The 13,135-nt window shown below is 40.7% G+C and carries 13 protein-coding genes; 9 read left to right on the plus strand and 4 right to left on the minus strand.

Going from position 1 to position 13,135, the window contains the following annotated elements:
* Positions 1-213: 213 nt before the first annotated feature.
* From M2353_RS07170 to ade, 5 genes are all read left to right on the plus strand, one after another.
* On the plus strand, positions 214-492 hold the full coding sequence (locus tag M2353_RS07170) for a transcriptional regulator AbhA (RefSeq protein WP_017359400.1): 279 nt from the start codon (positions 214-216) through the stop codon (positions 490-492).
* A gap of 143 nt (positions 493-635) precedes the next feature.
* Entirely contained in the window at positions 636-1,925 is a 1,290-nt protein-coding gene (locus tag M2353_RS07175; RefSeq protein WP_284725191.1) for an ATP-binding protein, read from the plus strand.
* A 27-nt stretch (positions 1,926-1,952) separates the two neighbouring features.
* Positions 1,953-2,795: a gamma-glutamylcyclotransferase family protein gene (locus M2353_RS07180; protein ID WP_045034222.1), complete on the plus strand. Its 843-nt coding sequence runs from the start codon at positions 1,953-1,955 to the stop codon at positions 2,793-2,795.
* A 37-nt stretch (positions 2,796-2,832) separates the two neighbouring features.
* Positions 2,833-3,501 carry a potassium channel family protein gene (locus tag M2353_RS07185; RefSeq protein WP_008345123.1) on the plus strand — a complete coding sequence of 223 codons (669 nt, stop codon included), beginning with the start codon at positions 2,833-2,835 and terminating at the stop codon, positions 3,499-3,501.
* Between the two features lie 262 nt (positions 3,502-3,763).
* Positions 3,764-5,494 carry an adenine deaminase gene (gene ade / locus M2353_RS07190; RefSeq protein ID WP_284725192.1) on the plus strand — a complete coding sequence of 577 codons (1,731 nt, stop codon included), beginning with the start codon at positions 3,764-3,766 and terminating at the stop codon, positions 5,492-5,494.
* Between the two features lie 98 nt (positions 5,495-5,592).
* On the opposite strand, the gene rnjA is transcribed toward ade, so the two are convergent.
* Both rnjA and M2353_RS07200 read right to left on the minus strand, forming a co-directional pair.
* Positions 5,593-7,260: a ribonuclease J1 gene (rnjA, locus tag M2353_RS07195; RefSeq protein ID WP_008345116.1), complete on the minus strand. Its 1,668-nt coding sequence runs from the start codon at positions 7,258-7,260 to the stop codon at positions 5,593-5,595.
* 5 nt (positions 7,261-7,265) lie between these two features.
* A complete protein-coding gene (locus M2353_RS07200) occupies positions 7,266-7,475 on the minus strand; it encodes a DNA-dependent RNA polymerase subunit epsilon (RefSeq protein ID WP_008345114.1) in 210 nt (69 codons plus the stop codon).
* Positions 7,476-7,869: 394 nt separating this feature from the next.
* On the opposite strand from M2353_RS07200, the gene M2353_RS07205 reads away from it, so the two are divergent.
* Complete coding sequence (locus M2353_RS07205; protein WP_008345112.1) at positions 7,870-8,649, plus strand: Cof-type HAD-IIB family hydrolase; 780 nt, start codon at positions 7,870-7,872, stop codon at positions 8,647-8,649.
* A 38-nt stretch (positions 8,650-8,687) separates the two neighbouring features.
* Here M2353_RS07205 and def read toward each other — a convergent pair whose 3' ends face one another.
* Together def and M2353_RS07215 are read right to left on the minus strand one after the other, a co-directional pair.
* Positions 8,688-9,245, minus strand: coding sequence for a peptide deformylase (gene def, locus M2353_RS07210; protein ID WP_008345111.1), 558 nt, complete (start codon positions 9,243-9,245; stop codon positions 8,688-8,690).
* 112 nt (positions 9,246-9,357) lie between these two features.
* Positions 9,358-9,531, minus strand: a complete 174-nt coding sequence (locus M2353_RS07215; protein WP_117590933.1) for a YjcZ family sporulation protein — start codon at positions 9,529-9,531, stop codon at positions 9,358-9,360.
* Between the two features lie 212 nt (positions 9,532-9,743).
* On the opposite strand from M2353_RS07215, the gene M2353_RS07220 reads away from it, so the two are divergent.
* From M2353_RS07220 to pdhB, 3 genes are all read left to right on the plus strand, one after another.
* On the plus strand, positions 9,744-10,412 hold the full coding sequence (locus tag M2353_RS07220; protein WP_046343450.1) for a YkyA family protein: 669 nt from the start codon (positions 9,744-9,746) through the stop codon (positions 10,410-10,412).
* A gap of 567 nt (positions 10,413-10,979) precedes the next feature.
* Positions 10,980-12,095, plus strand: coding sequence for a pyruvate dehydrogenase (acetyl-transferring) E1 component subunit alpha (gene pdhA / locus M2353_RS07225; RefSeq protein WP_007498599.1), 1,116 nt, complete (start codon positions 10,980-10,982; stop codon positions 12,093-12,095).
* A gap of 3 nt (positions 12,096-12,098) precedes the next feature.
* Entirely contained in the window at positions 12,099-13,076 is a 978-nt protein-coding gene (pdhB, locus tag M2353_RS07230) for a pyruvate dehydrogenase complex E1 component subunit beta (protein ID WP_007498597.1), read from the plus strand.
* Positions 13,077-13,135: the final 59 nt, after the last annotated feature.

A 13,135-nucleotide genomic window follows, 5' to 3' on the forward strand; every position in this document is an offset into this window, starting at 1 on the left:
GAGGTCATTTGTGGGGGTTTGTGATCACCTTGAAATGAATCTGTAAAATTCAAGTCTCATTTTGACAATCACAATAAATTTTCCCTTTGGTTTTTCGATTTTGAAAAAAATTTTTATGCAGGAGAAACCTTTTAAGAATCTCTTACGTCTACGATATATCAATTGGTGAAAAACAGATTGATCTTGAGCTAATGAAAGAAAGAGGGAACGAAATTGAAATCTATCGGAGTTGTAAGAAAAGTAGATGAACTAGGGCGTATTGTGATGCCAATCGAATTGAGAAGAGCACTTGATATCGCTATTAAAGACAGCATGGAATTTTTTATAGATGGAGATAAAATCGTCTTGAAAAAATATCAGCCAGAGGGCGTCTGCCTGATGACTGGTGAGATTACTTCTGAGAACCACGAGTATGGAAATGGTCAAATTACATTAAGCGCTGAAGGCGCAGAACTACTGCTAAAAGAGCTTCAAGAAGCCCTTCAGCAGTAAATAAAAATAGCCTGTTCTCTCCCATTGTGCTGAGAGCAGGCTTTTTTTCTAAAAAAGTTCCTTAAAAATGCCGCATCTCCCTCAAAAAATAAGTGGAAAATGGTACAATTGACAAAGAATCTCAGGGCGGCAGGTGGAATTATTTGAACAAAACATATCAAGTACGGATCCTGTTATCCGTTCTTGCATTTATATTAATTTTGAGCTGGGATTTCTTTTATTATCTTAGCGGCTATCACATTAATTGGCCGCTCGATCTAGCCTTTACAGTCGTTGTTTTGTCCGGTATTTGGACCATCTCAGGCTATGTGGACCGGTTGAATTTGCTTGTATCAGATTTGAATAAACGAGAAAAAGAAGCACACGAACTGACAGAGCGGCTGAATCGAATAACAGATAACTTGCAAGAAATCGTTTTTGAAACCAATGAAAAAGGTGAAATCATTTTTTTAAATCAAGCATGGAAACAAATGACGGGTTACGACATAGAGGAGTGTCTAGGTACGATGTACAATCAGTACTTTGATCAAGAAGAGCATGTCGTTCAGCATTTGTTGTCTGTGATCAAAAAGCATAAGGATGAGGGGCGGGTGGAGCTGCAGCTTCTCCATAAAGAAGGAAAAAAGGTATGGGGAGATGTGCATTATAAGCTTTATTTCGATGAACAGCACCAGTTTACTGGAGGTATTGGAACGGTTGCAGATATCACGAAACAAAAGCAGGCAAAGCTTGAACTTGAAAGATCAAATCAGCAATTACAAATGCAGGCACAAAAGCTGGCTGTTGCAGGACAAATAGCTGCTGGCATTGCCCATGAAGTCAGAAATCCGCTCACCTCAGTCAATGGATTTTTGCAGCTGATGAAAACGCAATATCCTGAAAGAACCGATTATTTTGATATCATCTTTTCTGAAATTAAACGCATTGATTTTGTTTTAAGTGAACTGCTTGTCTTAGCAAAACCTCAATCGGTTCAATTTCAAGAAGTACAGCTCCATGATTTGCTAGAGCAGGTGATTACCTTATTAAAGACAAATGCCGTTCTTTCAAATATTGATCTCAAACAGCCATTTAAAAAGCAGGATGCTGGCACGATATTAGCAGACGCCAATCAAATGAAGCAGCTGTTCATTAACTTAATCAAAAATGCGATCGAGGCGATGCCTGAAGGCGGCAATATATACATATCAACAGAAAAAGTGATGAATGAATGGAAAATCACGATTCAAGATGAAGGAAAAGGAATGTCCGAAGAGGACATTCTGAAAATATATGATCCTTTCTTTTCGACTAAAAAAGAAGGTACAGGACTTGGTTTAACGATCTGTGCGACGATCTTAAAAGATCACCATGGAAGAATGGATGTAAAGAGCGAGCTCAGCAAAGGGACGGCTTTTGATATTTACTTACCTGTGTATCAAAAAAGCAGATAGTAGCAAGGTGAGAGGATGTGATGTGTGATGACGAAGGAGACAAAGACGTTATTTGTGTATGGGACACTTTTAAAGCACGAAAAGTATCACGAGACATTGATGAAAGAAAGCAGTCCATTAGCAGCATCTGCTTGGATAAAAGGGAGACTGTACGATACAGGTGAGGGTTACCCTGTGTGTGTTGTCTCGGAACAAAGCACAGTATATGGAGAATTGTATGAGGTCAGTGATGAAACGCTGCATAAGATAGATGAGCTAGAGGAAGGGTATGACCAGCAGGAAATAGAGGTTATGACAGACCAGGGGCCAAGGTCAGCCGTTGCTTATACAATATGTAAGCAGAAGGCATCGAGTCTAAAGGAGATTGAAAGCGGCTGCTGGAAGTCATATCAACTATGGGAGCGCAAACCGTCTTCCTTCTATTATTTTGCCTATGGGTCCTGTATGGATGATGCAAGGTTTAAGCTTGCGAAAGTGGAACATTATTTCAAACAAATCATCGGCGGCGGCACACTTGATCGTTTTACCACAAGGTTTACATTGGTGCGTCCTGATGGATCAAGAGCAGATATGGTAGAAGACGGCGGAGAAACAGAGGGTGTTCTATATGAAGTACCTTTTGATGCCATTCGTTATTTGTACAAACGAGAAGGTGTAAATGAAGGGACTTATCGTCCAGCATTTGTCGATGTCACAGTAGGTGATCAAGTGTATGAGGACTGCTTAACGTTTCTCGTTTTAAAAAAGAGCGAAGAAATTGCGCCTCCTGGTCATTATCGCAGTGAAATCGAAAAAGGAGCAGACCTTTACTTAAGTGAAGCGTTCCGTAAAAAAATACGGTCGCATATGGATTCATTAATGAAACCGTAGTAAAATGCATGGTAAGTGATATAAAAGGAGTCTGAACATGAAAAAGGAATATGCAGTCATTGGTCTTGGACGCTTCGGCGGAAGTATCTGCAAGGCGCTAAGCGAAGAAGGACTTGAAGTCATGGCCATGGATATGAATGAAGATCGTGTGAACGAATATGCTAAAATTGCATCACATGCCGTGATTGGTGATTCGACGGACGAATCTGTCCTAAAAAACCTAGGCATTCGCAATTTTGATCATGTGATCGTGGCGATAGGTGAAAACATTCAGGCGAGTATTTTAACAACGATTATGCTGAAAGAGCTTGGTGTCAAAATGGTCACAGTGAAAGCTCAAAATGACTACCATGAAAAGGTTTTGAATAAAATTGGTGCGGACCGTATTGTCCATCCAGAACGAGACATGGGCAGACGGATTGCACATAAAATTATTTCTAACAACGTGCTTGATTATTTAGAGCTGTCAGATGAGTACAGCCTCATTGAAATCGTCGCCAACAGCAGACTCGCTGGGCACTCTTTGTTAGATCTCGACATTCGTGCAAGGTACGGGATCAATATCGTGGCAATTAAACGCGGGAAAGAAGTGATCGTTTCACCGCTCGCAGATGAAATGATTCAAAAAGAAGATATCCTCATTGTCATTGGGGCAGTGGCAGATATCGGGCGCTTTGAAAAACGAGAAATGCAGAACGACTATTAAACACTCCGAGAAGGGGTGTTTTTTGCTTTAGAAGTGTACATATGAGGCGGACATTGCGGAAGAGAACAAAGTGGAAAAGAGCCGTTTATTTTCTAAAAGAACAGCAAAATAGAACATGGTTATTTTTCAGCCAATTATCACTATTCAGAAATAAAAATCAATCTTTTGATATGGTTGATTTTCTCTAAATGTCATTGACTGGGCAAACAGATTCGTTTACGATAAGAAACATTATATTGTTTACTCGGAGGAGGCAGTGTCGTTGGATAAGGAGCTTTTCAGACATCAAATTGAGGTAGCTGCAAAGAGAAAAAAAGCAGCCCTAGTGATTAAACATGCGAAGGTTATGGACGTGTTTAACCAGGAATGGATAGACGCTGATGTCGCTGTTGAAAATGGAAAAATAGTAGGAATTGGGGAGTATGAGGGAGAACAGGAGCTGGATGCAACAGGTCAAATGCTTGTTCCTGGTTTCATTGACGGCCACGTTCATATCGAATCCTCGATGGTGACTCCTGCTGAATTTTCCAAAGCTGTCGTTCCTCACGGCGTGACAACTGTTGTAACAGACCCGCATGAAATTGCCAATGTATCCGGTGTTGCAGGTATCCGTTTTATGCTCGAAGAAGCGAGAAAAGCTGCTCTAAATATATATTTCATGCTGCCATCCTGTGTACCGGCAGTCAGCTTTGAACGATCAGGTGCTACACTAAAAGCAAAAGATTTAAAGCCTCTTTATCAGGAGAAAGAAGTGCTTGGTCTTGCCGAAGTGATGGATTATGTCGCGGTGGAACAAGCGGAAGAAGATATGCTTCAAAAACTGCTTGATGCTCAACATGAACATAAACTCATTGATGGCCATCTAGCAGGATTAACGGACCGATTAATTAATGTGTACCGAACAGCTAATGTCCAAACGGATCATGAGGTGACAACAGCTCAAGAGGTCCTTGAACGTGTCAAAAGAGGCATGTATGTCATGCTCAGAGAAGGCTCTGTTGCTAAAAACGTGAAAAACGTATTACCTGCTGTCAATGAGAAGAATGCGAGACGCTTTTTCTTTTGTACGGATGATAAACATTTAGATGATTTAATGGCTCAAGGAAGTATTGATGAACAAGTACGGATGTCGATACAAGCAGGATTGGACCCCTTTTTAGCATATCAAATGGGAAGTTTAAACGCAGCGGAGTGTTTCGGTCTCAAAACAAAGGGAGCGATTGCACCAGGCTTTGACGCGGACTTTATGCTCATTTCTGACTTACATGAGGTAGGAATTACAAGCGTCTTTATCGCAGGAGAATTGGTCTCTGAACATGGAGAATATTTGCCAAGTGTCGACAAGATCACGCCAAATTCTTCGCTCATGCAATCGGTACATGCAGTGGACGTTCAAGAGAAAGATTTAACGCTGCCTATAACAGATCATCAAAAGATGAATGTCATCCGCATTATACCGAATCAGCTTGAAACGAAATTAGAACAAATATCTCCTTCTGGTAGCGATGGACAATTTACGAGTGATATTGATCGAGATGTATTAAAAATAGTACTTGTCGAACGTCACAAAGGTCTATCTGAAATTGGTATAGGGGTTGTCAGCGGTTTCGGCTTAAAAGAGGGGGCGATTGCAACAACAGTTGCCCATGACTCGCATAACTTAATTGCCGTTGGCACAAATGATGCTGATATGATCAAAGCCATTGAAACGTTAAAAGAAGCAGGGGGCGGTTTGACCGTTGTAAAAGACGGAGAAGTTCTTCATACGCTTCCATTACCGATTTCCGGTTTATTATCAGATCAACCTGCACATACGGTCAATGAAAGCCTTCATGCACTCCATGATGTTTTAAAGGAAACAGGCTTTGTCTTAGACTTTAATCCGTTTTTGACATTATCCTTTTTGGCACTGCCAGTCATTCCTGATGTGAAAATGACGACACAAGGATTGTTTGATGTGAGAAGTTTTCAGCATCTCCCGATTCAATCGTAAAACAATGACTGAACCCGCACGTATCGTACAGATATGCGGGTTTTTTATTGCGCATAAAAAAGAGACACAGCCAATTGACTGTGTCTCCTTGTACGTCATTACACTTCCATAATAATCGGTAAGATCATTGGGCGGCGTCTTGTTTTTTCATAAAGGAAAGGAGCAAGAGTGTCAGTAATCTCGTTCTTAATTTCTGACCATTGAGTCGTCTTGCGTTCCATTACTTTTTCAAGATGCTTTGAAATGAGATCTTGCGCGTCATTAATGAGGTCTCCAGATTCTCTCATGTAGACAAAACCTCTTGAGATTAAATCAGGCCCTGCAGAAATTTTGAATTCTTTCATATCCATGCTGACAACAACAATGACAAGACCTTCTTCTGAAAGAATGCGGCGGTCTCTTAACACGATGTTACCAATATCACCAATACCGCTACCGTCGATATACACGTTGCCTGATGGAATTTTGCCAGCGACACTTGCTTCGTCACCTTTCAGTGCAAGAACTTCACCGTTATCCATGATAAAGCAGTTTTCCTCAGGGATTCCGCAATCATTCGCAAGTTTAATATGCGTTTTTTGCATGCGGTACTCACCGTGAATCGGCATGAAGAATTTTGGTTTAATTAAACGGAGCATTAGCTTTTGTTCTTCCTGCCCGCCGTGTCCAGAGGTATGAATATTATTGAGTGAGCCATGAATGACTTCAGCACCAGCACGATAAAGCTGGTTAATAGTACGGCTGACGCTAATATTGTTACCTGGGATCGGTGAAGACGAGAAGACAACAGTGTCTCCAGGGTTAATTGAAATCTGGCGGTGCGTACCGTTGGCAATACGTGAAAGAGCGGCCATCGGTTCACCCTGACTACCAGTACAAAGAATGGTTACTTTGTTTGCTGGAAGGCGGTTGATTTCATTGTGTTCAATGAATGTGTTTTTTGGACATTTGATATATCCGAGCTCTTGTCCAATATCAATGGCAGACTCCATGCTGCGCCCAAACACAGCGACTTTTCGGCCGTTGGCAACAGCTGACTCGATGACTTGCTGAAGTCTGTGAATGTTAGATGCAAATGTAGCAAAGATAATACGTCCATCTACTTTTCTGAAGATGTCATCAATGCTTTCACCTACACGTCTTTCGGACATCGTAAATTCTGGAATTTCACTATTTGTACTGTCAGATAGAAGACAAAGAACGCCTTCTTTCCCGATCTCAGCCATTTTCGTTAAATTGGCAGGCTCGCCAACAGGAGTAAAGTCAAACTTGAAATCGCCTGTATGTACGATGTTACCAGGAGGTGTCTTCACGACAATTCCATAAGAATCTGGGATACTGTGCGTCGTTCTAAAGAAAGACACAGCTGTTTTTCTAAATTTGATCGTATCTTCTTCTTCAAAGATGTGAAGTTTGGTCTGTCTTAATAGACCATGCTCTTCCAATTTGTTACGAAGTAGGCCGATTGCGAGTTTGCCTCCGTAAACTGGAATATTCACTTGCTTGAGAAGGTAAGGGATACCGCCGATGTGGTCTTCATGTCCATGAGTAATAAAAAGACCTTTGATTTTATCTTCGTTTTTAACTAAATACGTATAGTCAGGGATGACGTAATCAATTCCAAGAAGTTCATCTTCAGGGAACTTAATACCAGCATCAATCAAAATGATTTCATCTTGAAATTGAACGCCATACGTGTTTTTACCGATCTCGCCTAATCCGCCGAGCGCAAAAACTGCCGCCTGATCGTTTTTTACAAATTTCATTCCTCTCATAGCTCCAATACTTTAAAATTTTCACTTTCTCGTTCATAGTCTAAAAAAGCACCGTCTACAGGCTGAATGAATTCAATATTGTAGTTATGTTTTTTCAACTTATCGCGTACGTCTCTTTCAGAAACCGCTTCAACGTATAGTGAATCTGTGTGTTCTCTCACAGGTACCTCAGTCGTACTTGCCTGAAAAAATACCTTATATATCATCCAAATCTCTCCTTAAATACCGTATGTTACACTCGCTTATTCTATTATATTAAAAAAACGCGCATAAGAAAAGTCTCAGAGAAAAAAGGACCTTCAGCAAATGTGCGGAAGATCCTTTTAAGCAATCGATTTTTTACGAAGCATGTCCTTCCATTGTCTTCGAATTTTCTTGCGCAGACGACGAAGCATCGCGGATCGCCTCCTTTCGGTATGAGTCTCATTCAGCCATTTGTTCCGTTCTCTCTATATACTTGTATTATATGATGTTTCCACTTAATGTTACATGGTTATATGTGGGAAATGGGCGTTTTAAGAGGAAGTGGTTTCGTCAGTGAAGATCTTTCTGTATGATGAAGGGGAGAGGGTATACATAACAAGAGACAGGAGACGAGATATGAATAAAAAAGTCATCTTCTTTGATATCGACGGTACTTTATATGACCATGATAAAAAAATACCTGAATCAACGAAGCGAGCTGTTCGTTTATTAAAAGAAAAAGGGCATCATCTCTTCATTGCATCTGGCCGTTCGCCTTTTCTCATCCAACCTATTTTAGAAGAAATAGGGCTTGACTCATTTATTGCTTATAACGGTCAGTATGTTATGTACGAAGGAGAAGTCATTTACGGCAATCCGCTTAAGCAAGAGCTAATGGATAAAATTTATGAAACAGCGGATCAACATGATCATCCGCTTGTTTTCATGGGAGAGAAGACGATGAAGGCGTCTGTGCCGAACCATCCATTTATCCACGAAGGGATTGGCACTTTAAAAACAGAGCATCCCGAGCATGATTTGTCATTCTTTAAAGAAAACGTCATTTATCAAATGCTGCTATTTTGTAAAGCAGAAGAGGAACACCAATATGAAGCGTTCCGTGAAGAAATTGATCTCGTCAGGTGGCATGAGCTGTCTACTGATGTCCTGCCAAAAGGTGGATCAAAGGCTGAAGGAATTAAACGAGTCATTGAAAGACTTCCGTACGATCAAAAGGACACAATTGCCTTCGGTGACGGGCTGAACGATCGAGAAATGATTTCGTTTGTTGGAACAGGCGTTGCGATGGGGAATGCAGTCAATGAATTAAAAACATTAGCTGACTTTGTCACCAAACCTGTAGATGAGGATGGCATATTCCACGCTGTGACTGAATTAGGCCTTATTGAAGAATAAAAAACAAGACCCGCTGATGGACGGGTCTTGTTTTTATGTTATGATCTGCCGATCGCAACCGCGTTGTCTGGCTCGGCGAATGGATGATCTTTTTGAATATGATCATAAAACATAATGCCATTTAAGTGGTCAATTTCATGCTGAAAAACGATGGCCGGAAACCCTTTGAGGCGAATATCAATGTCTTCACCTTCAAGCGTTGTACCTTTCACCCTGATTTTTTCATAGCGCGGGACGAATCCGGGGATGGCTTCATCAACAGATAAACAGCCTTCTCCAGTAGCTAAATAAGCTCTTTTGACTGAATGGCTAACAATGCGAGGATTGAATAATGCATAGCTGTAAAGTTCTCCGCCCTCGTCTTCACAGTGTACAGCGATCATTCGTTTACTGATATTGATTTGCGGGGCTGCTAGGCCAACACCGGGTCTAAGTTCATATTTTTCAGCAATGTCTGCATCCTGACTGTTTTTGACAAATTCAATCATGTCAGCTAATTGCTGTTTTTCTTCTTCTGTTGGCGGGAGTTCGACCGCTTCAGCTGTTTGTCTTAAGACGGGATGCCCGTCTCGTACGATATCATCCATGGTAATCACAAAACTTCACTCCTATTTCCTTTGTATGTAAAGTATATAAAATGATACACAACATATGCAATGAAATAAAGAAGACCGGTCGTATGAGACCGGTCAGAGGCTTATTCAGCCATTAGCAGCAGCCACCGCCGCCTAAGAATGCTGCGCCAACAATGATCAATAGAATGAATAGGACGACGATTAAAGCGAATGTACGTCCACCACCGTAACCGTATCCACCACCATAACTTGGATAGCAACAACCGCCGCCGTATCCATAACCGTAACCGCCGTATCCACCATACATACTTCCATGACTATAATTAGACATACTTTTGACCTCCTTTGGAAATACACTCGGCCTCTCATAAGTGAAGGCGAAGCGTGTAATATAAACTATGTATGAATGCACTATTTGTATAGTCATGAGCCTAGAGCATGAAAAAAATCTTCTTTCCTTGTCACAACCGCCCTGAAAAATTATAGTGGTATGTGGAGATGTAAAGGGGGACCTTGTAATTGAAACAGATGAAAAGAAGAATAAAAGCAGGTGCAACTTTAGCGGGGATATGCACCCTCTTGCTTGCGGGCTGCGGAGGTCAAAATCCGCTTTATGAGATGCAAGATGCCATGACAAAAATGAGCGAAAAAGAAGCATCCTTTGAAAAAGAACAAGGCGCACTGCAAAGCTATGAAAAAAAAGAGCAGCAGTTGTATAAAAAAATGATTCAAACAACAAAAGACCACACAAAAACAGTCTCAAACTTGTCTGATCAAGCATTAGCATCGGCAGAAAAGCGTGAAGAACATTTAAAAACAGAAAAAGACAGCATGGATCAATCGAAAAAAGAATTTCAATCTGTAAAGGAATTCGCTGAACAGATAAAAGATGCGGAAGTAAAAGACAAAGCAGAACAAACAGTCAAATCAATTGAAAAAAGATACGCATCGTATGATCAGCTTTACCGTGAGTATCAAAAGGCGCTGAAACAAGACAAGCACTTGTATGAATCCTTAAAAAGAAAAGACTTAGGATACGCTGAGCTGAAATCCAAATTAAAGACAGTGAATCGTTCCTATAGTAAAGTTAGAAAAGAAAGCAAGAAGTTCAATCAATATACAGATCAATTGAACGAATATAAACAAGCTTTATACAAAACAGCTCAGAAAGAATCACAAAACAGCTAAAAACAGTACTTGCATATTTGCTAGCTCTGTTTATCGCTGCTACTCCCAAAGTGCCTGCGTGTCGTTACTCGTTTTTCCAAGATGTCAAACTGAAAAGAAGAGAAAGGGTTAAAATGAAGTTCATTTTAGCCCTTTGTCCATCACGATCAAAAGAGCTGAAAATAGCTCTTTTTTTATTTTTCGACAAAAACAAACATGTGCTATTGTAGTACAGTGATCCACTCTATACTAGTACAGTTTGTGCTGTTGATTAAACAGATTGATACAGGTCACCATAAAAAGTAAAGCGAATACATTTATTTAAATAAAGCCGTTAAATCAATTGACGGACTATTTTTCTTGTTGTAAACTATTCCTTGTTAACAGAAGTTGTATTAGTTTTTTGTGAACTATCGTTAATACAGTTAGAAAAACTCAAAAGCAAGCGATCATCCAATGTTTCGACAATGATCTTTGTGGCTATTATATACAGGAGTCATATGAGCATTTTGGGTTATCCTATATCTGTATGTATAAATGGATTCACGACAAATTGACTGTTAAAAGAAAGGAAGAGGTGACTTTAGAATGGCTGCAAAAACAAAAAAAGCAATTGTTGATAGCAAAAAGCAATTCGATGCCATCAAAAAGCAGTTTGAAACGTTCCAAATTTTAAACGAAAAAGGCGAAGTCGTAAACGAAGCGGCAATGCCAGATCTTTCAGATGACCAATTAAAAGAATTAATGCGCCGTATGGTGTTTACACGTGTATTAGATCAACGTTCAATTTCATTGAACCGTCAAGGACGTCTTGGCTTCTATGCGCCAACAGCTGGACAAGAAGCTTCTCAGCTTGCAACTCACTTTGCACTTGAGAAAGAAGATTTCATTCTTCCAGGATATCGTGATGTACCACAATTAATCTGGCATGGTCTTCCACTAACAAAAGCATTCTTGTTCTCTCGTGGACACTTTGTTGGAAACCAAATGCCTGAAGATGTGAATGCACTTTCTCCGCAAATCATTATCGGTGCACAAATCATTCAGGCTGCTGGTGTAGCTCTTGGTTTGAAAAAGCGCGGTAAAAATGCTGTTGCAATCACTTACACTGGTGATGGTGGAGCTTCACAAGGTGATTTCTACGAAGGTATTAACTTTGCAGGGGCTTACAAAGCGCCAGCGATTTTTGTTGTCCAAAACAACAGATATGCGATCTCTACACCTGTTGAAAAGCAATCTGCTGCACAAACGATTGCACAAAAAGCAGCTGCAGCTGGTATCGTAGGCGTACAAGTTGACGGTATGGATGCATTAGCTGTATACGCAGCGACTGCAGAAGCTCGTGAGCGTGCTGTAAATGGTGAAGGTCCAACATTAATTGAAACTCTTACATTCCGTTACGGCCCACATACAATGGCTGGTGACGATCCAACAAGATATCGTACAAAAGAAGATGAAAATGAGTGGGAGCAAAAAGATCCATTGGTACGCTACCGCAAATTCTTGGAAAACAAAGGCCTTTGGTCTGAAGAAGAAGAGAATAAAGTCATCGAAGATGCAAAAGAACAAATCAAACAAGCAATCAAAGAAGCTGACGAACAGCCTAAGCAGAAAGTCACTGATTTGATTGAAAACATGTACGATGTGAAACCATTTAACTTGGTTGAACAGCTTGAAATCTACAAACAGAAGGAGTCGAAGTAAGCCATGGCGCAAATGACATTGATTCAAGCGATCACTGATGCGTTACGCACAGAACTGAAAAATGACGAAAACGTTCTCGTTTTCGGAGAAGACGTTGGTAAAAACGGCGGCGTATTCCGTGCGACTGAAGGATTGCAAAAAGAGTTTGGTGAGGATCGTGTATTCGATACTCCACTTGCTGAATCTGGTATTGGCGGTCTTGCAATTGGCCTTGGACTACAAGAATTCCGCCCAGTAATGGAAATTCAATTCTTCGGATTCGTTTACGAAGTATTAGATTCTGTTTCTGGACAAATGGCTCGTATGCGTTACCGTTCTGGTGGACGCTGGCATTCTCCAGTGACAATCCGTTCTCCATTTGGCGGAGGAGTTCACACACCTGAGCTTCACGCTGACAGCTTAGAAGGTCTTATTGCACAACAGCCTGGTATCAAGGTTGTTATTCCTTCAACACCTTACGATGCGAAAGGACTATTAATTTCTGCAATCCGTGACAACGATCCGGTTGTATTCCTTGAGCATATGAAACTTTATCGTTCTTTCCGTCAGGAAGTTCCTGAAGAAGAGTACACAATTGAAATCGGTAAAGCTGACGTGAAACGTGAAGGTTCTGACCTTTCAATCATCACTTACGGTGCAATGGTTCACGAATCACTTAAAGCTGCTGAAGAACTTGAAAAAGAAGGCGTTTCTGCTGAGGTCGTTGACCTTCGTACAGTGAGCCCGCTTGATATTGAAACAATCATCGCTTCTGTTGAAAAAACAGGCCGTGCGATCGTTGTTCAAGAAGCACAAAAACAAGCTGGTATTGCAGCAAACGTAGTAGCTGAAATCAATGATAGAGCAATTCTTAGCCTAGAAGCACCAGTACTTCGTGTAGCTGCACCTGATACTGTATTTGCTTTCTCTCAAGCTGAGAGCGTATGGCTTCCAAACCATAAAGACGTGCTTGAAACAGCTAAGAAAGTTCTTGAATTTTAATTAAATGACAGAGGGGGAAAAGAATTTATTTCTCTTCCCCTTTATCAATTACATGACCG

It is taken from the genome of Bacillus aerius (assembly GCF_029894105.1).
GTDB classification, from domain to species: domain Bacteria; phylum Bacillota; class Bacilli; order Bacillales; family Bacillaceae; genus Bacillus; species Bacillus altitudinis.

Bases quoted from the DNA above. Each gene is read 5' to 3' on its own strand.
- M2353_RS07180 (WP_045034222.1), top strand. From the start codon at position 1,953: ATGACGAAGGAGACAAAGACGTTATTTGTGTATGGGACACTTTTAAAG.
- M2353_RS07185 (WP_008345123.1), top strand. From the start codon at position 2,833: ATGAAAAAGGAATATGCAGTCATTGGTCTTGGACGCTTCGGCGGAAGT.
- rnjA (WP_008345116.1), bottom strand. From the start codon at position 7,260: ATGAAATTTGTAAAAAACGATCAGGCGGCAGTTTTTGCGCTCGGCGGA.
- M2353_RS07200 (WP_008345114.1), bottom strand. From the start codon at position 7,475: ATGATATATAAGGTATTTTTTCAGGCAAGTACGACTGAGGTACCTGTG.
- M2353_RS07205 (WP_008345112.1), top strand. From the start codon at position 7,870: ATGAATAAAAAAGTCATCTTCTTTGATATCGACGGTACTTTATATGAC.
- M2353_RS07215 (WP_117590933.1), bottom strand. From the start codon at position 9,531: ATGTATGGTGGATACGGCGGTTACGGTTATGGATACGGCGGCGGTTGT.
- pdhA (WP_007498599.1), top strand. From the start codon at position 10,980: ATGGCTGCAAAAACAAAAAAAGCAATTGTTGATAGCAAAAAGCAATTC.
- pdhB (WP_007498597.1), top strand. From the start codon at position 12,099: ATGGCGCAAATGACATTGATTCAAGCGATCACTGATGCGTTACGCACA.